At 63.1% G+C, this 24,517-nt stretch carries 28 protein-coding genes; 20 read left to right on the plus strand and 8 right to left on the minus strand.

Going from position 1 to position 24,517, the window contains the following annotated elements:
• The 3 genes from FGL95_RS29190 to FGL95_RS29200 are packed head-to-tail and all read left to right on the plus strand — an operon-like array spanning position 1 to position 3,297.
• Complete coding sequence (locus FGL95_RS29190) at positions 1-1,587, plus strand: FMN-binding glutamate synthase family protein (protein WP_169594015.1); 1,587 nt, start codon at positions 1-3, stop codon at positions 1,585-1,587.
• Positions 1,588-1,604: 17 nt separating this feature from the next.
• Positions 1,605-2,519 (plus strand): ABC transporter ATP-binding protein, encoded by a 915-nt coding sequence (locus FGL95_RS29195; RefSeq protein WP_169594017.1) that lies wholly within the window; start codon positions 1,605-1,607, stop codon positions 2,517-2,519.
• Complete coding sequence (locus tag FGL95_RS29200) at positions 2,509-3,297, plus strand: ABC transporter permease subunit (RefSeq protein ID WP_169594019.1); 789 nt, start codon at positions 2,509-2,511, stop codon at positions 3,295-3,297. The genes FGL95_RS29195 and FGL95_RS29200 overlap by 11 nt, the downstream gene beginning before the upstream one ends.
• A gap of 849 nt (positions 3,298-4,146) precedes the next feature.
• Here the strand turns inward: FGL95_RS29200 and FGL95_RS32580 are convergent.
• Entirely contained in the window at positions 4,147-4,434 is a 288-nt protein-coding gene (locus tag FGL95_RS32580) for a hypothetical protein (protein WP_240963386.1), read from the minus strand.
• 125 nt (positions 4,435-4,559) lie between these two features.
• Positions 4,560-4,883, minus strand: coding sequence for a DUF2249 domain-containing protein (locus FGL95_RS29215; protein ID WP_169594021.1), 324 nt, complete (start codon positions 4,881-4,883; stop codon positions 4,560-4,562).
• Positions 4,884-5,058: 175 nt separating this feature from the next.
• On the opposite strand from FGL95_RS29215, the gene FGL95_RS29220 reads away from it, so the two are divergent.
• Both FGL95_RS29220 and FGL95_RS29225 read left to right on the plus strand, forming a co-directional pair.
• Positions 5,059-5,697: a helix-turn-helix transcriptional regulator gene (locus tag FGL95_RS29220; protein WP_169594144.1), complete on the plus strand. Its 639-nt coding sequence runs from the start codon at positions 5,059-5,061 to the stop codon at positions 5,695-5,697.
• The gene (locus tag FGL95_RS29225; protein ID WP_240963387.1) at positions 5,694-6,260 is read left to right on the plus strand and encodes a hypothetical protein; all 567 of its coding nucleotides are present in this window, start codon (positions 5,694-5,696) and stop codon (positions 6,258-6,260) included. Before FGL95_RS29220 ends, FGL95_RS29225 begins: the two co-directional genes overlap by 4 nt.
• Before the next feature lie 63 nt (positions 6,261-6,323).
• Here the strand turns inward: FGL95_RS29225 and FGL95_RS29230 are convergent, their stop codons facing one another.
• The 3 genes from FGL95_RS29230 to FGL95_RS29240 all read right to left on the minus strand — a co-directional run bounded on the left by FGL95_RS29230 (position 6,324) and on the right by FGL95_RS29240 (position 8,301).
• Complete coding sequence (locus tag FGL95_RS29230; RefSeq protein ID WP_169594023.1) at positions 6,324-6,554, minus strand: hypothetical protein; 231 nt, start codon at positions 6,552-6,554, stop codon at positions 6,324-6,326.
• A 278-nt stretch (positions 6,555-6,832) separates the two neighbouring features.
• The gene (locus FGL95_RS29235; RefSeq protein ID WP_169594025.1) at positions 6,833-7,510 is read right to left on the minus strand and encodes a hypothetical protein; all 678 of its coding nucleotides are present in this window, start codon (positions 7,508-7,510) and stop codon (positions 6,833-6,835) included.
• 62 nt (positions 7,511-7,572) lie between these two features.
• Positions 7,573-8,301 (minus strand): helix-turn-helix transcriptional regulator, encoded by a 729-nt coding sequence (locus FGL95_RS29240; RefSeq protein WP_169594027.1) that lies wholly within the window; start codon positions 8,299-8,301, stop codon positions 7,573-7,575.
• A gap of 60 nt (positions 8,302-8,361) precedes the next feature.
• Here FGL95_RS29240 and fdxA point away from each other — a divergent pair, with 60 nt between their 5' ends.
• The 6 genes from fdxA (at position 8,362) to FGL95_RS29275 (ending at position 12,849) form a co-directional block, all read left to right on the plus strand.
• On the plus strand, positions 8,362-8,739 hold the full coding sequence (gene fdxA / locus FGL95_RS29245; RefSeq protein WP_169594029.1) for a ferredoxin: 378 nt from the start codon (positions 8,362-8,364) through the stop codon (positions 8,737-8,739).
• Positions 8,736-10,475 (plus strand): aa3-type cytochrome oxidase subunit I, encoded by a 1,740-nt coding sequence (ctaD, locus tag FGL95_RS29250; protein WP_169594031.1) that lies wholly within the window; start codon positions 8,736-8,738, stop codon positions 10,473-10,475. Before fdxA ends, ctaD begins: the two co-directional genes overlap by 4 nt.
• Complete coding sequence (locus FGL95_RS29255; protein WP_169594033.1) at positions 10,468-10,914, plus strand: hypothetical protein; 447 nt, start codon at positions 10,468-10,470, stop codon at positions 10,912-10,914. The genes ctaD and FGL95_RS29255 overlap by 8 nt, the downstream gene beginning before the upstream one ends.
• Position 10,915: 1 nt before the next feature.
• On the plus strand, positions 10,916-11,359 hold the full coding sequence (locus FGL95_RS29260) for a group III truncated hemoglobin (protein ID WP_169594035.1): 444 nt from the start codon (positions 10,916-10,918) through the stop codon (positions 11,357-11,359).
• Positions 11,360-11,495: 136 nt separating this feature from the next.
• Positions 11,496-12,320, plus strand: a complete 825-nt coding sequence (locus FGL95_RS33060; RefSeq protein WP_338080080.1) for a carboxymuconolactone decarboxylase family protein — start codon at positions 11,496-11,498, stop codon at positions 12,318-12,320.
• 10 nt (positions 12,321-12,330) lie between these two features.
• Complete coding sequence (locus FGL95_RS29275) at positions 12,331-12,849, plus strand: DUF488 domain-containing protein (protein WP_169594037.1); 519 nt, start codon at positions 12,331-12,333, stop codon at positions 12,847-12,849.
• An 88-nt stretch (positions 12,850-12,937) separates the two neighbouring features.
• Here the strand turns inward: FGL95_RS29275 and FGL95_RS29280 are convergent, their stop codons facing one another.
• Together FGL95_RS29280 and FGL95_RS29285 are read right to left on the minus strand one after the other, a co-directional pair.
• On the minus strand, positions 12,938-13,234 hold the full coding sequence (locus FGL95_RS29280) for an MGMT family protein (RefSeq protein WP_169594039.1): 297 nt from the start codon (positions 13,232-13,234) through the stop codon (positions 12,938-12,940).
• A 56-nt stretch (positions 13,235-13,290) separates the two neighbouring features.
• Positions 13,291-13,731, minus strand: a complete 441-nt coding sequence (locus FGL95_RS29285) for a CBS domain-containing protein (RefSeq protein WP_169594041.1) — start codon at positions 13,729-13,731, stop codon at positions 13,291-13,293.
• 911 nt (positions 13,732-14,642) lie between these two features.
• On the opposite strand from FGL95_RS29285, the gene FGL95_RS29290 reads away from it, so the two are divergent.
• The 8 genes from FGL95_RS29290 (at position 14,643) to FGL95_RS29325 (ending at position 21,310) form a co-directional block, all read left to right on the plus strand.
• Positions 14,643-16,166, plus strand: coding sequence for a PucR family transcriptional regulator (locus FGL95_RS29290; RefSeq protein ID WP_169594043.1), 1,524 nt, complete (start codon positions 14,643-14,645; stop codon positions 16,164-16,166).
• A gap of 129 nt (positions 16,167-16,295) precedes the next feature.
• A complete protein-coding gene (locus FGL95_RS29295; protein WP_169594045.1) occupies positions 16,296-17,552 on the plus strand; it encodes an FAD-dependent oxidoreductase in 1,257 nt (418 codons plus the stop codon).
• A 135-nt stretch (positions 17,553-17,687) separates the two neighbouring features.
• Entirely contained in the window at positions 17,688-18,194 is a 507-nt protein-coding gene (locus tag FGL95_RS29300; RefSeq protein WP_169594047.1) for a GreA/GreB family elongation factor, read from the plus strand.
• Positions 18,191-18,574: a hypothetical protein gene (locus FGL95_RS29305; protein ID WP_169594049.1), complete on the plus strand. Its 384-nt coding sequence runs from the start codon at positions 18,191-18,193 to the stop codon at positions 18,572-18,574. Before FGL95_RS29300 ends, FGL95_RS29305 begins: the two co-directional genes overlap by 4 nt.
• A gap of 144 nt (positions 18,575-18,718) precedes the next feature.
• A complete protein-coding gene (locus tag FGL95_RS29310) occupies positions 18,719-19,219 on the plus strand; it encodes a Dps family protein (protein ID WP_338080087.1) in 501 nt (166 codons plus the stop codon).
• Between the two features lie 70 nt (positions 19,220-19,289).
• On the plus strand, positions 19,290-19,928 hold the full coding sequence (locus FGL95_RS29315; RefSeq protein ID WP_206072426.1) for an Rv1733c family protein: 639 nt from the start codon (positions 19,290-19,292) through the stop codon (positions 19,926-19,928).
• A gap of 351 nt (positions 19,929-20,279) precedes the next feature.
• Positions 20,280-20,930: a CBS domain-containing protein gene (locus tag FGL95_RS29320; protein ID WP_169594053.1), complete on the plus strand. Its 651-nt coding sequence runs from the start codon at positions 20,280-20,282 to the stop codon at positions 20,928-20,930.
• A gap of 17 nt (positions 20,931-20,947) precedes the next feature.
• Entirely contained in the window at positions 20,948-21,310 is a 363-nt protein-coding gene (locus tag FGL95_RS29325; protein WP_338080088.1) for a serine recombinase, read from the plus strand.
• 1,174 nt (positions 21,311-22,484) lie between these two features.
• On the opposite strand, the gene FGL95_RS29330 is transcribed toward FGL95_RS29325, so the two are convergent.
• Positions 22,485-22,901 carry a hypothetical protein gene (locus FGL95_RS29330; protein WP_169594054.1) on the minus strand — a complete coding sequence of 139 codons (417 nt, stop codon included), beginning with the start codon at positions 22,899-22,901 and terminating at the stop codon, positions 22,485-22,487.
• Between the two features lie 313 nt (positions 22,902-23,214).
• On the opposite strand from FGL95_RS29330, the gene FGL95_RS29335 reads away from it, so the two are divergent.
• The gene (locus tag FGL95_RS29335) at positions 23,215-23,850 is read left to right on the plus strand and encodes a MerR family transcriptional regulator (protein ID WP_169594057.1); all 636 of its coding nucleotides are present in this window, start codon (positions 23,215-23,217) and stop codon (positions 23,848-23,850) included.
• Positions 23,851-24,517 lie beyond the last annotated feature (667 nt).

The raw sequence follows: 24,517 nt of genomic DNA on the forward strand, positions 1-24,517 counted from the left end.
ATGCTGAGATTCTTCGTGGTCGCGGCACTGGGTCTCGTCGTTGTCGCCGCGATCGGACTTGCCACCTTCGGCTGGTGGGGATGGTGGGTCGCCGCGGCGGTGCTGGCTCTTCTGCTCGTCGTGGGCGTGTACGACCTGGTGCAGCGCCGACATTCGGTTTTGCGGAACTATCCGGTGCTCGGTCACATGCGGTACCTGCTGGAAAGCTTGCGCCCGGAGCTGCAGCAGTACTTCATCGAGCGCAACTTCGATGGCCGGCCGTTCGACCGTGACATCCGCAGCATCGTCTACGAACGAGCCAAAGGCATACACGGCGAGTTGTCGTTCGGCACCGAACGTGACGTCGAAGAGATCGGCTACGAATTCCTGGTGCATTCGGTTGCCCCGGTCCCCGAACCCGAGCAGCCGCCGCGGGTGATGATCGGCGGACCGGACTGTCGGCACCCGTACGCGATGTCGCTGCTGAACGTGTCGTCGATGAGCTTCGGCGCGCTGTCCGGCAACGCATTACGCGCACTCAACGCCGCCGCCGCCCGGGGCGGCTTCGCCCACGACACCGGCGAAGGCGGACTCACCCCATACCATCTCGACGGCGGCGGCGACGTGATCTGGGAAATCGGGTCCGGCTACTTCGGCGCCCGTGACAACGACGGCCGATTCGCCCCCGACCAGTTCGCCGACAAAGCCGCACACCCCCACGTGAAAGCGATCTCGCTGAAACTGAGCCAAGGCGCGAAACCCGGTATCGGAGGGGTACTTCCGGCAGCGAAAGTCAGCGCCGAGATCGCACGGTACCGAGGCGTGCCCGCACACGAGAAATGCGTCAGCCCTGCTGCGCACACCGCATTCCACACGCCCCGCGAACTCGTACTGTTCGTCGCCCAGTTGCGCGAACTCGCCGATGGAAAACCTGTTGGGTTCAAGTTATGTGTCGGCTCCCGGGTCGACGTGCTCGCGATCTGCAAGGCAATGAGAGCGGAATCGACCACCCCCGACTTCATCGTCGTCGACGGCGCAGAGGGCGGAACCGCCGCTGCGCCTTTGGAATACGAAGATCACGTTGGTCTGCCGCTGACGGAGGGATTGATCACGATGCACAACGCCCTCGTCGGCACCGGGCTGCGCGACCGAATCAAGATCGGCGCCAGCGGGAAGGTGGCGGCGGGCAACGACATTGTCAAACGACTCATTCAAGGTGCCGACTACACCAACGCTGCGCGCGCCATGATGATGGCGATCGGGTGCATCCAGGCCCAGCTCTGTCACACCAACAAGTGCCCCGTCGGTGTCGCCACGCAAGACCCGAAGCGGGCCCGAGCGCTCGACGTCGGAGACAAATCCCAACGCGCACAACGTTATCAAGCAGCCACTGTCGCTCAGGCTGTGCAAATCATGGCATCCCTCGGTGTCAGCGACCCCGCCGACCTCACGCCGCACATGCTGATCAAGCGGCTCACCCCCACCCACATCCGCTCCTACGCCGAGATCTACGAATGGCTCGAACCCGGCCAACTCCTGGCCGAGCCCCCACCGACCTGGGCCGACGACTGGACCGCCGCCGACCCGGACTCCTTCCGCGCTCGGTAAAACCGGGAGGATCAGCCATGCCAACCATCGTCGAGGTCGACCGGCTCACCCGCCGGTTCGGTTCCCGTCGCGGCGTCACCGACATCAGCTTCGACATCGCAGCCGGCGAAGTGTTCGGCTTCCTCGGGCCCAATGGTGCAGGCAAATCCACCACAATCCGTTTGTTACTCGGGTTATATCGTGCAAACTCCGGTCGAACGACCGTATTCGGCCTCGACCCAGTCGCCGACAGCGTCGAGATCCACCGCCGCATCGGCTACCTACCTGGTGAACTCGCACTGTATCCACGGCTCACCGGGCAACGACACCTCGACGGTGTGGCACGAATATGTGCCCTGACCGATTACGTGTATCGAGACGAATTGGTGGAGCGCTTCGATGTCGAACTCGACACACCGGTGCATACCCTGTCCAAGGGCAATCGGCAAAAGATCGGTCTGGTGCAGGCGTTCATGCACAAACCGGAGCTGCTCATCCTGGACGAGCCGACCTCCGGTCTCGACCCCTTACTACAGGACGAGTTCGTCCGACTGGTGCGCGAAACCGCCGACGACGGTCGAACCGTGTTTCTGTCCTCGCACGAGCTCGACGAGGTACAACGGCTGGTGGACCGTCTCGCCATCATCAAAGACGGCCGCATCGTCGTCACCGACACCATCGAACACCTGCGCCGCCAGGCACCGCGCACAATCGAACTGCACTTCGACCACCACGTCGACCGGCATCGTTTCGACGGACTTAGCGGGGTGCGACTCATCGACCACACCCGCGGCCGAATCACACTTTCCGTCACCGCGCCGATCGGCCCTCTGCTGCGCCTGATCGCGGAACTCGAACCGATCGACATGACCGCGCGCGCTGCCGATCTCGACGAGTTGTTTCTCGAGTACTACCGCAAGGATAGGGACCCGGAGGTCGTCGATGCTGAGTGAACTGACTCGAATCGACCTGCGCCTGCGCCGACGTTCGATGATCGGTTACACCGTCGGTATGGCCGTCTATGCCTTCGTCATCGTGGCGCTCTATCCCACGTTCAAGAGCGATTCGGGACTTGATAAGTTCAGCGAGGGCAACTCCACGGTGGCTGCCCTCTTCGGCGCCAGCGGCTCACTGACCACCTCCTCGGGCTGGCTGAACGCGAATTTGTATGCCAATTTCGTGCCCCTGGTGGTGCTGTTGCTGGCCATCGGCTACGGCGCTTCGTCCGTTGCTGGGCAAAACGAAGACGGCACGCTCGGAACAGTAATCGCGCTCCCGATATCCCGGCGCCGGGTCGTGGCGCAGAAAATCGTCGCGCTGTGTCTGACGACTGTCCCGGTGGCCGCAATCACCGCGGTCTTCGTCGCTGTCGGACGCGCCTTCGACCTGTCCGTCGACACTGCCCACCTGGTCGGTATCACCCTCGGGGTGCTGCTGCTCGGCGTCGACTTCGGCGCCCTTGCCATGTTGATCGGTGCCGCGACCGCGAGCAGAGGCACCGCCCTCGGCGTCTCCTCGTCGGTAGCAGCCGCGTCGTATCTGATCAGTTCACTGGCCCCGGCTGTGCACTGGATCGAGCCGGCCCGCTACGGATCGTTGTTCTTCTACGCCGTCGGCGACGGGCAACTTGTCAACGGACTCAAAGTTCCGGCGTTCGTGGTTCTCGTGTCGGTCACCGTGGTCTTGGTCGCTGCCACCGTGGTCGTGTTCGAGCGTCTCGACGTGCGCTGACCGACCAGCCGCGGCGCAGCGGCTACGCGGCATAGTCTTAAGCCGTAGATGGTGTCTCGTCCAACGCTTCTCGAGTGTTCGAGTGAAATCAGCGACTACTCGAGAGTGAGTCAGGTTGCGAGGCGAGCGAGCCGGTCCATGATGGGCAGCATCTGCACCTCCGCGGCGGCGCCGCGCTTAGATCGAGTGCGCTGCCGGACTGTCGCCTCGCGGAACTACAGCACTCGACGAACTCGACGAGTCTGCCGAGGTGAATTGACGTAACGCCAACCGGGCGACCGCAATCTGTGCCGGTTCGCTCCGGCAGATCCAGGGGCGGGGCAGATACTAGGCTAAGCAACAGTCGACGTGTTCCTGAGCCATGACGTCTCCGTCGATTGATCTCGAACTTCCTGGACCAGCGGTTGAGGATGTGTCACTGCCCGAAGCCCTCCGGTGAGCTGGCATCATCCCTGTTGACAAGATTGCGTTTGACGCGATGAATCTTCACTGCGGGTGAAGTCGAGGAGGTGCGAGTTGGGCCTGGCTGTGGTTCGCGATCTGCGCGAGCATCGAACGCCGTCGACCGAGGAGGATCTGGCCGACTTCGAGACCGACGTGCTGGCCGGGTTCGTGCTCGCGCGGGCCTCGGCGGGCTGGTGGACAGCACGATCCGCAACGACACCAACCACCTCGAGTAACCCACTCCGACCGACAATCCGAGCTAATCTCGGAGACAACAACCCGCCGCGATTCACGAGAGCAGCACCGGAACTACGGTGGGTTCTCGCCGAAAAGGCTTCAGTCACACTGAACTTGCGCACTTCCCAGAACTCCCGAAGCTGGCCCAAGCCGCAAGGTAGCCGGGCACTAGGCAGCTTCATTGAGGTCCGCACGACACAGCGGTATATGTGACGGCTCGGCTTGGTGGCGGGTGCCGGTATTCGACGGCCCGTGGCTGCGGCAGGTCAGCTTGCCTGCGTGTCCAGGATTGATTCGTCCGCGAGGGGGCTGGTGAGCAGGATCTCGGTGGTGCGGCAGATACCGCATTTGTCCGAGCACTGGATAATTTCGTAGCACCGAATGCCGGCGCTGCAACAGGTCGTATGTGCCGACCACCAACAGGAAGGCCAGCAACGCGGCGTCCACCACGCCCATGATCCGAACGCGGCAAGCAGGGTGGTGGCGACGACGACGACACCGAGCGCTGCGACGACGAGAAACCTAAGCATCGATCAACGACTCGCCTCTACCGAAGTATCGCGGTTGCGGGTGGAGCTTGCCTACCTGCCGGTCGAATCTGGTTGCGCGTTGTGTGTCACGAGGTCGCTCGTAGCGGCCAGAATGCGGGGGACTGGGGTGGTCGTGAGCTTGGTGATCCGGATTCGCCAGTCGCGGGGTTCGGTGTTGAGGTACTCCCATCGATAGCTGTTGGGGTGGTCGGTCTCGAACTCGTCTCGCAGATGCTTCGGGTCGTGATCGTTGACCAACACGAACGAGTGGCCACAGGCGAGTGCGTTGTAGGTGGCGAAGATCGTGGGGTGCTTGTCCGGTTTGCGCAACTGCCGCACGTCGAGCACATGCGGCGGTTTCTCCTCGTCGGCCATGTGTATATCCTGCCAATAGTTTGTACAATGATCCTTTGTGTAAACTATAGAGCATGGCGCACCCGGGTACCTCCTCGCCCGGAGATCCCGCTCGTCGGGAATCCATCACAAGGGGGACCGAGCGAGAGGAAGCCTGAAACGCGTGCCGAAGAGAACGAACAAGAACCCGGATCCGATGAATCGGCGTCGAAGTGTGCTGCGGATGCTCAACGACGCGACGACGCCGTTGAGCATCGTCGACATCGCCGGTCGGCTGGATGTCCATCCGAACACGGTCAGATTCCACCTGGATCGCCTGGTCGAGAACGGTCAGGTAAAGCGTGTCGAGGTCGATCGACGGGTGCCGGGACGTCCTCCACAGTTTTTCGAGGCAGTGCGGCAGATGGACCCGAACGGGCCGAGGCGCTATCGACTGCTCGCTGAGGTCCTCGCGCTCGACCTCGCTACGGCACCCGATTCCGATGTCCGCGCGGTCGAGGCGGGTCGAGCCTGGGGGCGCCAATCGTCTTTCGGTCGGCACGACGCAATGAGGCCGCCGGCGGAGTCTGTTCCGCGGCTCGTAACTCTGCTCGACGACTTGGGCTTTGCACCCGAACGACGCGAAGTCCAAGGAGGCGAACAGATCGGACTGAGAAACTGTCCGTTTCTCGAGCTTGCCTCGACCGACCCCGGAATCGTCTGCCTCATCCATCTGGGCCTGATGCAGGGCGCGATGGATGCCTGGCAGTCGCCCGTCGCGGTCGACCGGCTGTCCCCGTTCGTCGAACCCGACTTGTGCGTAGCCCATCTCACTCGGGCGAAGCCAACTTCATGAGCGCCAGGCTTACGCCCGCGCGAGGCGGGGGAATCGAGACGGGACCGGTCACTGGTGACGCTCGCGGTCGCCTGCGACGCTCGTCGGCACCGTTGTCCGCCGACAGTCGGATCACCGAGTACCCCGGCCGGATATTCGTTGTCGCCGGGAGTTGCTGTGTCGTCCTGGGCGGCCTGGTTGCGGCCGTCACCGAGCCGCTGGAGCTGGTCAAGGGGAGCTGGTTGGCGGCCTATCTCGTTCTGGTGTGCGGTGCCGCGCAATACGCGTTCGGGACGGTGCAACTACGCCTCGCGGGTCCGTCGATCCCGCCGGCTAGGGCATGGGCACAGCTGACGTGCTGGAATCTTGGTAACGCCGCGGTCATCTGGGGAACCCTGACCGGTGTACCGGTCATCGTCGATGCTGGCGGCGCGCTGCTGGTCATCGGACTGGGCATCGCACTTCTCGCCTCCCGCCCGGCCGGGCCACGGCTCGCGGGCCGGGTTTACCGGTGTGTATTGGTAGTGCTTCTCCTCAGCGTCCCCATCGGGCTGGCGCTCGCCCACCTGCGACATACCGCCTGATTCACGACCCCAGAATCATTCACCGTTCTCGCTGAAGCCCATCGCGGCGAGAAGCGCGCTCGCTCAGATCCTCACGGTGATGACGTCTCGTAGCGCGGTGATCTCCGTGGTGCCCAGCGTCTGGTCCTTGATGGTCTGCTCGATGAGGTCGCTGTATCGGTGGGCGAGGACGACGATCGCGAGGGTGTGGGCGTCCAGGATTTGCGTCGCGGTATAGGTGCCGACGGTGACGTTCGGCAATCCATCGAGCGTGAGGTTCGAGATTGTGTGTTCGATGTCGGCGACGACGCCCATGGACCTTCTCCTTGCGGGTGGGAAACGAAGTTCGACTGCCCGACGACCTGCGCCGATCCGAATTCGACGACCTGTCGTGGGGTAGTGAACCCCCGGCGGGGTTGGCTGTGGGCCTATATATATCGTAGCACGATATAATCGTGGCGGCAGGCCCTGAACTGGGTGGCGTGACAACCTTGGGTCCGAGATGGCGAGAGGGCCGACGGTGACGACGCCCGGAATCGACTTCGGCGGCGGATTCGGTTCTGGCTACGGTCGTCGCTATCGAGGTCGCGGGTTCACGAGGCTGGGGGCGGTTGCTCTCCCGGGGTGAGGAACTTGGATGGATCGCTACCTGCTCGAACGCCGATGTGGAACCACTGCGCGAATCCCTGCGGGTCGCGACGCTCGATTTCATCGAGGTAGTACTGGCGGGTCCGGGCAAGTCTTAGCTGGTCGGTCACCGACGAAGTGTTTTGCAGCGCGGTAAAACTGGTGCGCCAGGCGTGGCAGAGCGCTTCGTCGGACAATTCCGCAAAGGCGTCTGGCGCGGGATCCGGGATGCTGGCGGCTCCCGCGTGATCACCCCCGGTAGTTGCCTGTTGCTCGAGTAGTCGTGCTATCGGCGGCCAGCTACAGAGCCGACGCGTCACCGGTGGGGCGGTCACAATCATGACGAACACCAGCGGCACGGCCGCAGCGCCGGACAGGGTGATTAGCCCGACGATGCTGACCGTAACCGCTGCCGCGGCCGTCCCGCTCACAGCGGCGGTGGGCAGGCACGAACGCCACGAACCCAGTGTCGCGGGGGCGGTGGACTCGGCGACGGTCAACCAACCCAGAACTCCGCCGACCACTGCCGCGGCGAACGCGCCGGCAACGAGTTCGGCGGGCGGGATGGTGAAGGCAGCGACCGCCGCGCCGACCAGTCCTAGCGGCACCGTAACCATCCACCAGATGATTCGGGAGACACTCATGGGAGGTAATCCTTTGCACCGGTGTGGTTCTCACACGCTGCGATCATCGGTCGTCGCGCTGTTCACGCGCGCGGCGCGCGGGCGAGCGGGTCGGACGTGTGCCGCGCCAGGTGGGCGACGCAGGTGTGCGGGGTTTCCCACGGGATGAGTCGGATGTCGGTTTCCGGTGCGTGAAGCCGGGCGAGAACACCGCGCAACAGACCGAGGTGTACGGCGCACACGACGTTCGGGCTTTCTCGGGCGACCGGCTCGAATGGGCAGGCGTGCAACCGGATTCGCAGTTCCTCCGGTGTGGATTCGAGCGCGGGGTCGAATCCCATCTCCGCGAACAGTGTGGTGATGGTGTTCGCGGCCTCCTCGACCGACCGGGGAGACACCGGTGTATCGGTGAAGTCTTCGAGTCCCCACGCCCGGCCGGCCGCCTCAGCGCGATGCGCGGGATCGTCGTCTCCCGCGCTCGCCCAGTGCGTCGCCAACACACCGGCCAGCCGTTCGTACCCGGAGTCGGCACGGTGGTCCGGTTCGAGGGGAGCCGGGGCCCGGTAGAGCTGGCGGGGACGGCCCCGCGCCGGATTCGGCTCGGGCTCGGCCGACACGAGTCCTGCGGTGGTCAACGCGTCGAGGTGAAAGCGGACTGTAGTCACGTGCAGATCGCATACCGCCGCCAATTCGCTGATCGTCATCGGCGTGGGGCTGACCCGCAACACATCCAGTAGTCGGACCCGCCGACCCGACGCCAGCACGGCATGGGTGCTGGCGCGTTCGGCAACGGTTCCTTTTCGTATCGCCATACTGTATGACTTTAGAGGAAGATATTCCTTTTAAAAAGGGTCGCTTCACGGAGGTGGGCTATGACCTATGTGATCGCGGAGCCGTGCGTCGATGTGATGGATCGGGCCTGCGTCGAGGAGTGCCCGGTCGACTGCATCTACGAGGGCGGCCGGTCGCTCTACATCCACCCCGACGAATGCATCGACTGCGGTGCATGTGAACCGGTCTGCCCAGTGGAGGCCATCTTTTACGACGGCGATGTGCCCGCCGAGTGGGTGGTTTTCATCGACGACAACGCGAGGTTCTTCCACACTGCGCTCCCGGGTGCGAGCGAGGCGTTGGGATCGCCGGGTGGGGCGGGCGAGCTCGGCCCTCTCGCCGCGGACACCGAGTTGGTGGGCAGGCGCCCGCACGCGAACCCAACCAGTGCGGATAAAGACGGTGGCGGTGCGCAGTGAGCGCCATAGTTGTCGAACCGACTCCCACCCGACCGTTCCCGCCGCGTGGAGGGCTCAAGGGCTCGTTTCTCTATCGTGCGATGACGACCACCGACCCCAAGATGCTGGGCTTGATGTACATGGTCACCTCGTTCGGGTTCTTCATGGTGGGCGGACTGATGGCGCTGCTGATGCGCACCGAACTCGCGGTGCCGGGTCTGCAGTTCCTGTCCAACGAGCAGTACAACCAGTTGTTCACCATGCACGGCACGATCATGCTGTTGCTGTACGCGACGCCGATCGTGTTCGGTTTCGCGAACTACATTCTGCCGCTGCAGATCGGGGCGCCGGACGTGGCGTTTCCGCGGCTCAACGCGTTCAGCTACTGGCTGTATCTGTTCGGCGCCCTGATCACGGTGTCCGGTTTCCTTACGCCGGGCGGGGCCGCGGACTTCGGGTGGACGGCGTATTCGCCGCTGAGCAGCGCCCTGCATTCCCCGGGTGTGGGTGGCGATCTGTGGATTACCGGTTTGGCGATCGCGGGGCTGGGCACGATCCTCGGTGCGGTCAACATGATCACTACCGTGGTGTGCCTGCGCGCACCGGGCATGACGATGTTCCGGATGCCGATCTTCACCTGGAACGTCTTCGTCACGATGATCATGGCGCTCGTCGTCTTCCCGCTTCTGACTGCCGCGCTGATGGGTCTGCTGGCTGACCGGCATCTCGGCGCGCATATCTACGACCCGGCTACCGGCGGCGTCATGCTCTGGCAACACCTGTTCTGGTTTTTCGGTCACCCCGAGGTGTACATCGTGGCGATCCCGTTCTTCGGCATCGTCTCCGAGATCTTCCCGGTGTTCAGCCGCAAACCGATCTTCGGATACACCCCGCTCGTCTACGCCACCTTCTCGATCGCGGCCCTGTCCATGGCGGTGTGGGCCCATCACATGTTCGCCACCGGCGCCGTGCTGCTGCCCTTCTTTTCGCTGATGAGCTTCTTCATCGCGGTACCGACCGGCATCAAGTTCTTCAACTGGATCGGCACGATGTGGCGCGGCCAGCTCACGTTCGAAACCCCGATGCTGTTCTCCATCGGGTTCCTGGTGACCTTCCTGTTCGGTGGCCTGTCCGGCGTCATCCTGGCCAGCCCACCGCTGGACTTCCACGTCACCGACTCCTACTTCCTGGTCGCACACTTCCATTACGTGCTGTTCGGCACCATCGTGTTCGCCACCTACGCCGGCATCTACTTCTGGTTCCCGAAGATGACCGGGCGGATGATGGACGAACGCCTCGGCAAATGGCACTTCTGGACGACGTTGATCGGGTTCCATTCCACGTTCCTTGTGCAGCATTGGCTCGGCAACAATGGGATGCCGCGGCGCTACGCCGACTACTTGCCCAGCGACGGGTTCACGACGTTGAACTCGATTTCCACGATCGGGTCTTTCGTTCTGGGTGGGTCGTTGCTGCCATTTATCTGGAATGTCTTCAAGTCCTACCGCTACGGCCAAGTCGTCACCGTGGACGATCCGTGGGGATCTGGAAACTCGCTGGAGTGGGCCACTACCTGCCCACCACCGCGGCACAACTTCTACGAACTGCCCCGCATTCGGTCGGAGCGTCCCGCGTTCGAGCTGCACTACCCGCACATGATTGCGCGTATGCGCTCCGAAGCTCACGTCGGCCGTCGAGCGTCAGCCGTGGCCGTCACAACACAGGAACCGACCGAGGAGGCAATGCTCGATGACTGAAACCGCCCGGTACCTGCAGTTGTTCGCGCCGATGCTGTGGCTCGGCATGGTGGCTGCTATCTCCTTCCTCGAGGCGCCGATCAAGTTCCGCGCGCCCGGCATCACGCTGGCGTTGGGCCTGGGCATCGGCCGCCTGGTGTTTCGAGCACTCAATGCCGCCGAAGCGGTCCTCGCCGGCGTCCTGGTGATCTGCTGCCTGATCGTCAACTCCTCTGCAACGGGCTGGGCTCTGCTGATCGCGGCCGTCGCCGCGCTCACAATCCAGATCGGCGTCGTTCGCCCGCCACTGTCGCGACGCTCCGACCGAATCCTCGCCGGCGAGGACGCACCCCGGTCGCACCTGCACCTGATCTACATCGGCCTCGAGGTCGTGAAAGTCGGCCTGCTGGTCGCGTTGGCACTTGCCCTTACACATCCCGTCCTCGACCGGCTGGCATGAAATGGACGCGTTGCACACCGGGTGCACGTGCCGATCCGATATCGCGGACCGCAACGACGTCGAGGCGCTACTGCGCGCCTTCTACGAAAGGGCGTTGACAGACGAACTACTGCGGGAGCCGTTCACCCCGATCCGTGCGACCGGTCTCGATGCGCACCTGCCCGTGATGTGCGACTTCTGGGAAACGGTTCTGTTCGGGTCCCGGCGCTACGACGGCAGCGTCTTCCGGGTCCACACAAGGCTGCACGAGCGACATGTGCTGACGGCCGCGCATTTTCTTCGGTGGCTCTCGCTGTGGACCGACACTGTCGACGAGCTGCATACGGGACCGATCGCGCAACGGGCCAAGCTGCAGGCGACACGGATGGCCTGGGCGATGAATCGCCGGCTGACGGGAGTAGACCCGACTTGGACTCGCCCCGCGATGCGGTCCGACGACAGTTGACCTTCGATACGCAGCGCCTCAGCTGCTTGTCGACTCCCGACTCGAAAAAGACAGCGGCGTCCCTATTTATATCGTGATACGATATAAATATCGCGCGCAGAACGCGACATGACAACTCTTCTTGGTGGAGATGACGATGACCGACACTGTGTATCACCCGACCACTCCGGAGTTGGCTGCGTGGCGAAAAGGCCTTGCGCCGGATACGCACCGGGCTTTCGAAGAGTTCAGCCGATCGGTCTTTGCCGGGGGCGCACTGCCGGAAAAGACCAAACAGCTGATCGCTGTCGCCGCCGCCCACATCACCCAGTGCCCGTACTGCATCACCGGACACACCCGATTGGCGAGCCGCAAAGGCGCCAGCCCGCAAGAGATCATGGAAGCGGTCTGGGTCGCTGCGGAGATGCGTGCAGGCGGCGCCTACGCTCACTCGACACTCGCGCTACACGCCCTCGACGGCCCGCCATCGGCTGCGCATCGGCACGGCGTCGACGGGGCCGCGGAGCAAGACGACGATAGTCACGTCGATGAGGGGCGTGCGGACACAGAAGCGGTCGTCACGGTCTCCTCGGCGGTGATGCAGGTTTCCGACCTGAACCGATCTGTGAGCTATTACCGTGAGGTGTTTCTTTGTCGCGTTGCGGTGCGCGAGCCCAAATCGGCGCTACTGCTCACACCCGGCGGCTTTCAGATCTACATGTATGCAAAAGGGGGTCTTTCTGCCCGCCCCGCAGTCGGACGCGTCGGTGTCAAAAGCCTGATTTGGGCGGCCGAAAACGAGACAGAGCTGCAACGGATCGCTGCGCGGCTACGCACATACGACGTGGCCACCGACACGCAAACGGTGAACGGGGTGACATTTGTCGATGCCTGCGACCCGGACGGTACTCGCGTGATCGTGGCCTACCCCAGTCCCGCGCAGCTGCCACGAGAGCTGATCGCGCCACGATTCCGTGGATAAGCGGAGTCAGATGCTCACCATTTATACGATCGGCCATTCCACCCTCGCGGCAGAGGAATTTATAAAGACACTGCAGCGGTTCGGGGTGAACCTCGTTGCAGACATCCGGACGGTACCGAAATCGCGGCACAACCCGCAGTTTCATATCGAGCAGCTGCCGGGGTCCCTGGCGTCGGTCGATATCGACTACCGGCACCTTCCGAAGCTCGGCGGACTACGAAAATCCGTAAGAGACTCGCTCAACACCGGCTGGCGCAACGAATCCTTCCGCGGATACGCCGACTACATGCAAACACCCGCCTTCGATGAGGCCATCGACGCGCTGATCGCACTCGCCGGAAACTATAAAACAGTCGTCATGTGCAGTGAAGCCGTCTTCTGGCGGTGTCATCGTGCTCTGGTCGCCGACGCGCTCATCGTCCGCGACGTCGAGGTCTCCCACATCATGGGCGCGGGCAAACTCGAGCCGGCCACGATGACCAGCTTCGCCACCCCCCACGGAACGCGAATCCTCTACCCGTCCACATGAATCCACGTTTGAATGTCCTCGATGCATACGGCCGTCGGTGTTCTCCCCGGGAGGCGTGCGCGACGGCAAGTGCATGCGCCAGTCCGAATCACCCAGACCACTGCGCTCGATTCATGTCGACCCGTCCGCCGACCATCGGGGTGCCCTCGTCATGCAATAACCGGGTGGCGAGTCCGTCGTGGCAGGACGGCGGTGTGCCATCGGCGTACACGACTCGATGCCACTGAGTTTCGTCGGCCCACTGGCTCAGGACGCGTCCCACCTGTCGTGGTCCCGCGCCGACCCGATCGGCGATCGAGCCATAGGACATCACCCGGCCAGGCGGGATCCGGTCGATCATCTCCAGGACGCGACGCGCGAAAGGCTCCACTGTTCTCGCGGTCATCCGAACCTGCCCGTCGTTCTCTCCGATGTGCACAAAAAATGGCGCCGTCGACCGCATCACATCGGTTGTGTGTGCAGTGTCGGTGTACTCGTCGCGGAGGTGTTGCGCACACCGGCCGCGATCGCTTCGTCCGGTGTGAGCATGATCCGCAATGCCTCACCACGGCTGAACATACCGACCACCCTGCCGTCCTCGTCGATGACGGGCAAACTACGTAGCAGCCCGTGTGGCAGCAGTTTCCTCAACACGTCGGTCAGATCTTGATGTTCGGCCACCGACACCGGCGGGTGTGTCATCAGCTCACCTACCGTTTCGTCGGTCAATTCGCCAGCACGCAACACGTCGCCACTGGTGAGCATCCCGACCAGTCGATCGTCCGGGTCGAGAACAGGCAACGCTGCGTATCCGAGTTCGGCGAGCATCACCGCCGCCTCACCTATCCTGCCGCTTTGCCGCAGGCCGAGGATCGGTCTGTGCATGACATCGGATACTCGCATGATCGTCTGCTCACCTTCTACCTGCCGGTGGCCGGTCAGGCTGTACTCGCGCGCGACGCTTCGTCGGCGAACGTTGTCCTTCCGTCGTCCATGGGGGTGTCGTCAGGGGCGGGCCGGTGAGAAGCGCCGCCCCTGACAACTCGTGGGCCACTGTTGATGGGCCGGGCTTCTTTGGGCGATCCACTGGGACTGCATGTCATCGCCCGATCAGCGCAGTGGGTCGAATTCCCGCAGGGCCTCGGATTGTGTGTGGGTGTTGATCTGGTCGGCCGAAAGCCGGCAGGTCACCGGCTCGTGCGTCAGACCCCTCATGCCGTCTCCGTCCGCAACTTAGATACCTGGCGTCACGTCGGCGATCAGTGGTCCGCCGTCAATGCGATCGACGTTCATCATCATCACGCACCTCCACCGGACCCGTGTCCTTCAACTCCATGATGGTGTGCAGGGCGACGGCAATGTTTGCGATCTCCAAACAAAGTCGATGGTCTGATTTGTGCCGATGGAACAAAGTCGGAATCTGTTCAGCTGCGTGACCGGTTGCGACTAGTTTCGGGTTACCAGGCTGCGGGACGGCGATGTGGCTCTGTGATTCGGTGATCGACGTGCGGTGCGATCTCGCCGCCCACGTGGACAACCTTGACTCCGGCTCGGCGAAGGGGCGAAGCATTGATTGACGTGACAGTCAGGCGATGGTCGACGACGGGGCGCAAGCATCCGCAACGGAGTCCACGGAAGCGCGATCGCAGCGAATCGGCTCGCGTGCAGGCCGCATTCGACGATCACGTAATCGGTCATTCCGGTTCAGCGCCCTTCGTGTCTTTGCACCTCGCTTGCAGGTTTGTGCCGCAGCTGAGGGGCACTTGCTCGACTCCAGGTCATCGCGCTCGCTTACGCCAGGAAGTGACGGACTCATGGTGACGTTGGACCGGCTGATCAATGTGCTGGGTGGTTATGGTTTCCGGCTGCGCTCGGGTTCGGTTTCTCGGTCCACGGAGTTGCGCAGCGTGGTTGTGCACGAGCCCACCTCGGATCGCGAGGTCGTGGGTGATGTGTTGCTGGCGATCGGTGCGCGCTCGATGCAAGAAGCGCAGGAATGGGCGGTGGCGGTGCGAGCCGTCGTGGTGCTCTTCCGCGCAGATGCCGAGACCGAGATCGCTGACGAGGTCGACGGTGTGGCTGCGATGGTCGTCGATACGGCGATGTCGTGGAGCGAGGTCGCGGCCGTGGTTTATGGCTTGGTTTTGGAGGGGCGCGAGACCGAGGCAGGGCGGGGACCGACTGATCTGTTCGCGTTGGCCGACAGTTTGGCTGCCGCTGTCGGTGGTGCGGTGACGATCGAGGATCGGCTGTCTCGGGTGCTGGCCTATTCCAGACTGCAGGAGGGGATCGATCCTGCGCGAGTCGAGACAATCCTGGAACGGCAACTGCCGCAACGGTTACGGGTGTTATTCGACGCGCGAGGGGTTTTCGCCCATTTGGCGGTGTCGGATGACCCGTTGTTCGTCGCAGCCGAGCAGGATCATGGTTTGACTGGCCGGATGGTGGTGGCTGTGCGGGCGGGCCGGCAGTTGTTGGGGTCGGTGTGGGTAAGCTGCCCGGCGCCGTTGCAGGGGGCGCGGTTGCGAGCGTTGGCAGACGGCACTCGTACGGTCGCGCTGCATTTGTTGCGGTCGCGAGCCAGCGCGGATCTGGAGCGTCAGGTCGAGTCCGATCTGGTGATCCGGCTTTTGGACGGCACTGTGGACGCAGCGACGGTCGCCAGCCGGTTGGGTTTGTCGAGCGCGCCGTTGCGGGTGATCGCTGTGCGCGCTCGGCTGAATGGTGAGCAGCATGCGGCGCTACTGCTGGCATTCGAGCGCGCCACCACCGGATTCGGCTGGTCCAGGTCAGGTCGCAGCGCTTTGGCGGGCACTGCCATCTATACCGTGCTTCCTGTCGCGGAAGTCGACGCGGCGCGGGATTGGGTGAGGCAGTTGCATGCCGCACTGCCCGCGGCGATGACCGTGTCGGCGGGGATCAGCGGTGTGGCACAGATCCCGGAATTGGCGGCGGCACGAGCGGAGGCCGACGAGTGTCTGGCGCTGCACGAGTCCCGATCGCCGAACGACCCGCCCCCGGCCTACGACGAGGCGTGGGACGAGATTCTGCTTGAACGGCTCCGGGCCGCGGCACGGGCGGGGCGGGTCCCGACGCGGGGCCCGGTGTCAGATCTGCGCAGTCACGACCGCATCAATTCCACGCAATACGTTGTGACATTGCGCGCTTGGCTGGAAACCTACGGTGACACTGCACGGGCCGGAGAGCGGCTCGGGATTCACGAAAATACCGTGCGGTACCGGATCCGAAAAATGACCGAACTGACCAACCTCGACTTACAGGACGTCAGGAAGCGACTCGCCATGATTGTCGAACTCGCCGCCACCGAAGACAACTGAGCGATCGCACTGTTTCTAAACGACAAAACATGCCTACCGAATTGTTGAGTTGCGACAACCGGCCCGAGTGGAATTCATCCCATCATTGAGGTGTCCATCAAGTTGGAGCTGGCACGGAGGTGCGTAAAGGTGAGTGTCGATCGGTTCGACGGGGGACCGCGGTCGGTTATCGTCGTCGGCGCCGGAATTGTCGGGCTGTCGACCGCATGGTTCCTGCAGGAGCGTGGCGTCGAGGTGACGGTGGTGGACCGCACCGGAATAGCCGCCGGCGCGTCCGCAGGGAACGCGGGATGGATCGCACCCGCTCTGACCCTCCCGCTCAACAAGCCGGCGGTATTGCGGTACGCAATGAAATCGCTCTTCGACTCGACCCGTGCGCTGCACATTCCGATGACCGCCGATGTCGGCCGCGCAGCGTTTCTGCTGCGGTTCGCCGCGCAGTGCCGCAACTCGTCGTGGAAGCGCGCCGTCCGAGGCAACGCTCCGCTCAACGAGGAGGCGCTTGAGGCATTCGACGTGCTCACCGATAACGGGGTGGATGTGCCGGTAACCAACAGTCCAATCACGGCCCTGTTCCGTACCGAACGCGACGCCGAGCGACTGCTGCACGAGTTGCGTCAGTTGGAAGAGTTCGGCGGGGCGGACGTGTCAGTCACTGCGTTGTCGGGACCGGCACTGCGCGACCAGGTGCCGTTGGCGTCGCCGGCGATCGGCGCGGGATTGAACATTCATGGTCAGCGCTTCGTCGACCCGGAGCGTTTTGTTCGTGCGCTGGGACGGGCGGTCGTGGCGCGAGGCGCGAGGTTTCGGATGATGGAGGTGACCGACGTGCTTCCCGCCCGCCGTGGCGGGATCGCGGTGTATTCGCGGCGCAGGCCGAGATTGATCGCTGACGCGGCGGTCATTGCGACCGGCGCGTGGCTGCCCGTGCTGACGAGTCGACGGCTCAATACTCGCGTGCAGGCCGGGCGCGGTTACTCGTTCACCGTGCCAGTGGATCGCCCGATTCCGGCCCCGATCTATCTACCCGACATTCGGGTGGCCTGCACGCCCTTACAGGGCGCGTTACGGGTTGCGGGGACCATGGAATTCCGTCGGCCGGACGCGCCGATCGTCCCCGAACGAGTAGACGCAATCATTGCTTCGACCCGTCCGCTCCTCGACGGGGTGCGCTGGGACGAACGTAGCGACGTATGGGTCGGTCCGCGTCCAGTTGCCTCCGACTCCAGGCCTCTGATCGGTGAAGTGGCACAAGATATTTACGTCGCAGGCGGCCACGGTATGTGGGGGCTGACGCAAGGCCCGGTGACCGGTCGTCTACTGACCGAACAGATCACAACCGGTAAGCAATCCGAGGTGCTGCGCGAGTTCGACCCGATGCGCTGAGCCACGGCCACGCGAACTACCGGCTTTCTGCGCGAGCGGAATCAAGACCTGGCCCACGAATTGGGCTTGCGAGTTGTCAGGGGCGGCTGCGAATCGAGCCCGCCCCTGACAACGACCCCGAGAGGACACAAGCTGATGACCACCACCGAACAGATTTGGATCACACCGCAAGCGCACAGCCGCCTGCGCGATGAACTCAACGAACTACGTACGAGACTCGACCGACCCAGCTCGACGGAGATCGGCAGCCGCGCCGAGGACGGCGGGATCGAGCGCTCAGCGGTCCAGGCCCGGATCCGGCGAATCCACGACCTGCTGCGTCACGCCGTGGTCGGTGAGACTCCACCCGATGACGGCGTCGCCGAGCCCGGCATGGTTCTTACCATCCGCTACGACGACACCGGCGACATCGAGACCTTTCTGCTCGCCGTGCGCGACGCCGAGGACGGCGCCACCGAGGTGTACTCGACGCACTCGCCGTTGGGCACCGCGATCCTGGGAGCAAGCCCCGGGCAGCAATGCACCTACGCGGTCCCCAGCGGCGCCACCGTCCGGGTGACCTTGCTGAACGCCGTGCCATACGGACGACACGAATCAGCTCACGAGAGGTCACCGTCGCAGCTCACCGGGAGCGGACGATGACAACTACCCGCCGTCATATCTGTGACCAGGTCCGGGCCAGTCCACGTGTCGTCGCGGCCGTCGATGTGCTGATCGACCTCACCGGCGACGACGCCGACGACGCACTCTGCGAGTTGCTAGACATCGCGAATCGAACCCAACTCGACGTCGTCGACCTCGCCGATGCACTCCTGGCGCTGACAGCGCAGAAGACGCCCGACGACCGATCGGCGGAATCGTGGATCGTCGGCGAGGTCTGGGGTCGTCTCGTGCAGCAACGACAGCACCCGTCCGGCACCGAAGCACCGCCTCCCAGCAACAGCAACGCACTCCACCTCGACGACACCGCGGCGCTCGCGATACCGGCAGCGACGAGGTCGAGGGTCCCGACCGATGGCTGAAGCGACGGTGCCGTCGGCGGAGCCGAACGGATGCAGGACCTCATCGCGGCCGGGCGGACGAACAGTTACTGCACGACAAGCATTGTTGTGGCAACGTCCATTGGCCCATTTCGAACTGAAACCAATTACCACAGGGAGTTTGTTGTGTCTCAACTTATCGCCAGCGCACTCGAGCCCGATCGCCGGGAAATTGCGGGAAATGCCTTGCGGCGTACGGTAGTCGACCTGATCGGGCTGTCCTTGATTGCCAAACACATCCATTGGAACGTCGTCGGGCCGAACTTCCGGTCCGTGCATCTCGATCTGGACGAACTGGTCGCGGTGGCGCGCGAGTTCACCGACAAGGCCGCGGAAAGGGCCGCAGCGATCGGCGTCAATCCCGATGGTCGCGTAGGCGCCGTGGCGAACACCGTTGGCGACGAGGGCCATGATGCGGAGTGGCAACAAGACAGCGAGGTGATAGCGACGATCGTCGATCATCTCGCGGCCGTGATCGAGCGTCTCAGAGAACGCATCACCGTGACGGAATCAGCCGATCCGGTGACGCATGATCTGCTCATCGACATCACCGCGCAACTGGAGAAATTGCACTGGATGTGGCAGGCCCAGACAGGGGATCGCAGACGCCTAGGTACCCACTCGTGACACGGCCGTAAATATTGGCGATGTCACGGCCCGGGCGGCCGTTGGCCCCGATGCGGAAGAGGGCAGTGCGATGACTGCAGGCGCCGATGCTCAGATGACCGCGGAAGGAGTAGTGGTGGAGACCTTCACCGTGCGCTTGCCACGATGGAAAGCCGTGCTGTGGCTGTTCGGTCGCACTCCGCTGGTGCGCGCCAGTGACCGGGTCGAAGCATCGGTGTTGGTGCTCGCTGTGGTGGTCTGGTTGCTGGCCTTTCCGATTGTCGCCACAGCCGGCGTCGCAGTGTACGACTCGCGCCGCCTGATCTACGCCGAGGAGGTTCACACACGCCAGTCAGTGACGGCGACATTCACCGAAAGCCCTGCAGCCCAACAGGTCCCGCCGTTCAGGACGGTGGAGGCGCACTGGTCTGCTGGTGGAGCCGAACATATCGGCCACGTCGAGACGCGATCGATCGCACAACCTGGCGATACCATCACGATCTGGGTCGATCGAAATGGTGTCCAGGTCGATGAGCCGACCCCGACCAACCACGCCGCCGTGGAGGCGATCACAGTTGCCGCATTGATCTGGATCGGCGTGGCCGCCGCCGCGATGTCGGCGTACGCAGGTACTCGTATCGTGTGTGACCGCATCCGCGGCACCCGGTGGCAACACGACCTCGACAGGCTGGTCACGGCTGGCGGTAAGCCTTCCTCCAGTGAACCGTGAGACACAAGTAACTCGGCTCGATAGATCCGAGAGTTGCTCCGGGCCGCTTGACGCCACCGTAGCCGGACAACAGCGGCACTGTCGGCCAACCACAACCGACCACTGCCGGGTTGTCCGATTCCGGCAAACGGTCGGAAGTCATGTCAGACCACCATGGAGTCATCGAGCAAATGTTCCGACGTGGACGGTGTCCGACTCGAAGCCCAGTCACGACGCAGAAGCGTTGCGGGTCGCAGAGGACGGGCCGCCAGCTGGTCGACACTGCGGTGCGATTTCCACGAAGGACCCATCGACGATGTATTCCGCGCCGGTATCGGTTTACGGCGGATTAGTTGAGAGGCAAGTGAGATCATGCGGGTTAGCGAAGTCATGCAACGACCGATCACGGTTCTACGTACGAGCGGCAAGGCACGCGATGCGGCGGTGATGCTCGCCCAGTTGGGTTACGGCGCTCTCCCCGTGCTCGACCAGGACGATCGACTCGTCGGGATGCTCACCAGTGGAGACGTGCTCCGGGCCGGTGAGATCAGAGACACGACGGTTGGTGAGGTGATGAGCACGCCGGCGGTGTCGGTGGCCTCCGATCAGGATCTCGCCGAGGTGTGGAAGAAGCTGCTGCCCCGTGGACTGCGCAGCCTGCCTGTCGTCGACCCCGATGGCCGGGTGGTGGGAATGTTCAGCCGTGGTGACGCGCTGCGGATCATGCTCAAACCGGACGAAGCGATCGCGTCCGGGGCCCAGAACTTGCTCGATGAGTACACCGGCAAACGGCGCTGGCGGGTTACCGTCAGCGAAGGAGCGGCCACGATCTTCGGCGGGTTTCTCGACGAATCCGAACGGCGCATCGCCCTTGCTTTGGTCCGGACCGTGCCCGGCACTCGCACCGCGACGATCGCACCCGCATCCGACTCATCTTGTTCGCAACCCGCTCTTGTGACCGCAGAGGCCGTCCCGAAGCGGCACCGCAAGCAAGCCGCCGACGTCCAAGCGGTGACGAGGTGAAGAACGGGACTGAAACCGTGGCCGCAGCAACCGATCGTCAACGGGCTGTTCGCGACGCTGTTCTGCGTTGGCTCTTTGTCAAGTCGGCCGAAGGCCACCGCGGCACATTCCTGGACTCGGATGCGATCGGCACAGCATTCGGATGCTCGCTGGCCCCGCTCACGCAAGATGAGGTCGCGGAAGCGTCGGATCGGCTGTTTCGCTCAGGTCATGTGACCGGGGTTCCGGTGATGGGCCTGTCGATCCCACGGCCGATTCTGACGGTCGCTGGTCGGCGGGTAGCCAAGGCTGCGCACATTGCCTGCGGGCGCGGCAGAAAACCGCGATCGGTCGAAACAGACGACCGTCTAACCGCTGCGTATGCACGCGCGCGCCAGTAATCCCCGAAGCGGGCGCAGGTGGGCGTGTATTCATCACTTGGTGATCGGAAGCCGACGGCTCGAATCGAAACTCGGGCCGGAAGGTCGTTCGTATCGAAAGGTGCGAAGGTCGTGCCATATCCATTTATGCCACGCATCGAGATTGCGGATAAAGTAATGGCCGAATGTAAATAGAAGACGCCGACCGAAAAATCGGCGTGACCTGGACATTTATACGTTATTGAGTATGGTTGGAGTTAGGTATTCGTCATCGATAAGGAAGGGTCCGACAATGGCTAAGTCTGCCGTGAAGAGTTCGAAACAATCTGCACGCGCCCTCAAGGAGCGTCGAGCGGAAAAGCGCACAAGAGCACGCGAAGCCTCTCAATTTATGCCAAAGCGCAAGCGGTGAAATAATCTTATTGCGGAACGCTAACGACGAAAGGCGCGGCGTACTTGTGGAATTCGACACAGGCCGGCTTGACCCATGTCAGATGCAGGAGCGTGATAGTTGTGCTCGTGACCTGCGCCGACACGGCTACCTATCCCCGCTGGTGCGAATGAACCACCGTCCCAGTGTCCGGCGGTTTCCGTGCACCGCCTTCACACCACCGAAATGCAAAGGAGCGAGCATGCACGCCGAAACGGAACTTAGAAAGGGCAGAAGATCCACGACAACGCCCGCGCGCGGCAATATGTCAGCAACCAAAGAACGAATCGCCGCCCGACAGCGCCTCGTCGCACTCCAACGTTGGGAATCCGAAGGAGGTGCTGTGCACGCCGTCCGTTAAGGCCACGTCCCCGACTCGGCCCAGGGTTGGCGGGAGCAGCGGAAGTCGCATTGCAAGGCTTGGCAAAGTCCTCATTCGAAGTCTGCCGCATGTAAAGAACCGGCGAAACTGGCGAATCAATTGATCAAAGTGACTTCTCGGAGCACCGCGCGGCGATGACTGCCGAAATGTGGACATCCATCCGACAGGAATCGCGAAGATGCAACCCGCGTTCGACCCAATTCACCGTCCTGCTGGGGTGTACCGCGCGGACATGGTGCGCCGCTGCGAAAATGGGTGTTGGCACCGATTATCGACGCCGACCGCGCAGACGATTGTGGGCGAGGAGTTAATCCGCCCATCGCGACAGGTCTCGCGAATCCCACGACGTCAGGACATTTCCACGATGGTGGTCTACGTAATTCTCATCGCCATAACGGCCGCATTGCTCGTGCTGACGATCTGGTTGGCGTGTACGTCGCCCCCGTACAGGCCTTCAGGCGATGTCGGACCCGACGAGCAGCACCATATGCGGCGGGACTGATGGCGGCCTGAGAAAGCTCTGGAAGAGCGAGAATCCGCAGGATGGGGACGCATTGGGACCGGAGCAGATCCAGCGCGGATTCGTGCGAAATGACACCGCGGCCGCGGCTCCAGGCGACGGCCTCGGCGTAGGATGCGTGCGGTCCGGAGGCGAGGGCTGGGACACGGTAGTCGCCGTGCGCCGAGTGCTCCAACCGGCCTGTGGCGGCGAGCTTGCGGAGTTGAGCTGGGTAACCGCGGTTGTCCACGGCTACTTCCAGTGCACGATCGAACGTCGTGCGTCCGTTGATTGTTCGCATGATTTAGAGATTTAGGATGATTGCCAATCGGTCAGTGGCTTAAGTTCGCGTCGGACACCGATCGCGTCCCCATCGACGTCGTAATCCTTCGGGGGCCCATTGTCATCCGCAAACCTTGATGCTCGCGGCTCGTCGCCCGACTCCCGCCTTGTCCCGTGTCTGCTTGCACTGCAGCACTATTCAAATGGCACTGGTCTCTGGCGCTGTTTGGCGGCATTTGGATGGGTCAATCTCGCTAGAAAAGGGCGTCGCAACCGGCTTCGACTAAGCGCTAACGCTGTCTTACACTGTTAGTTGACATTAGGAGAGGGTGGTGGGGGTCGACTACAGCAGTGACGCCGAAGCCCGGTTCTTGCACGGGAAAGTCGGTTTCGAAACAGCGCTGAGTGAGATTGTGGGTGCAGAAATCACGAGGGCCGATCTGGTGCGAGTGCTGCACACCGTGGCAGAAGTGGCAGCTGCAGCATCCCATGATCCTGTTCTATCGGTGCACGACGAGACGCTGCTCGACGAAGCGGGTTTCACCGCCGAACAGCCAAAAGCAACCATCACCCTGCTGTCGAGCGATCTTCAGATGCGCGAACTCGTGAGATCGTCCTTGACCGTCAATACGGCCGCGGAACGGCTGGGAGTGTCACCCGCGCGAATCCGGCAGCGCATCGCTGACCACACCGTATGGGCGTACAAATCCGGGCAGAACCACCTCCTGCCCGCTGCGCAATTCATCGACAATGGAACAGTCCCACACCTCGACAAGGTCGCGCCACTGATCCCAGGCGACCTGCATCCGCTGAGCGTGCACGCACTGCTGACCCGCCGATTCCCCGAGCTGGTCGTCGACGATGAGCCAGCGTCGATCATCCAGTTCCTCAGCGCGAGCGCCGGTTCCGCAGACGACATCACCGCCGTCGACCACGTCATCACCGCCGCCGTCTGGGAGTCCGCGTAAGCCTGTGACACCGATACTGCCGCCACCGCCCAGCATCGCGGTGTCAGCCGTCACGCCCTGAGGCCGAGTAACGATGGCGCGCGCTCCGGCGGAAGTTCGTGATGACTCCGTAGGTGGCGTCGGCGGGAAGGTCGGCGCCACCTCTATCGGTCTTCCCCAATTCGTCAGACGAACTGGGGAAGCGAACGCGGGTGACCGCGTGCGGCCGACGGCGAACGCGTCGCGTGTCGACACGTCAAGTTTATCGGCTGCTGACAATCGACGCGACGGTCCCCAACAACGGCGCCGGAGACATCGTCGTTCGGCCCCCAAGCCCCTTCGCACAGTTGTAAGCGCATAGCCGATACCGCTGAAATTCGTTGTGCACGAACATCTATCGTCTGGCGATCGCCGAACCGGGGCGTTCAGCACACTGGCGACGCGAGCTGGTTCCGCGACTTCGTTTCGGCTGTCTTTCCGAGGCTTCCTTCTGCCCAGCAGCAGATTTAGAATGATCATTAATCGGTCACCACAATCGAACCGTGCCCCTCGCGGGTGCGGCAGCAGGATCGTTGGACGCGTACGACGATCGCCTCGATAACCGATGTCCACAGGTGGTGGCCCAATCCAGTAGATACCCCTGAAATGTCGAAAGACACCGATTGCCGTCGGTGTCTTTCAGGTCGAT

Origin of the sequence: Antrihabitans stalactiti (assembly GCF_012932915.1) — a bacterium.
In the GTDB taxonomy this organism is placed as follows: domain Bacteria; phylum Actinomycetota; class Actinomycetes; order Mycobacteriales; family Mycobacteriaceae; genus Antrihabitans; species Antrihabitans stalactiti.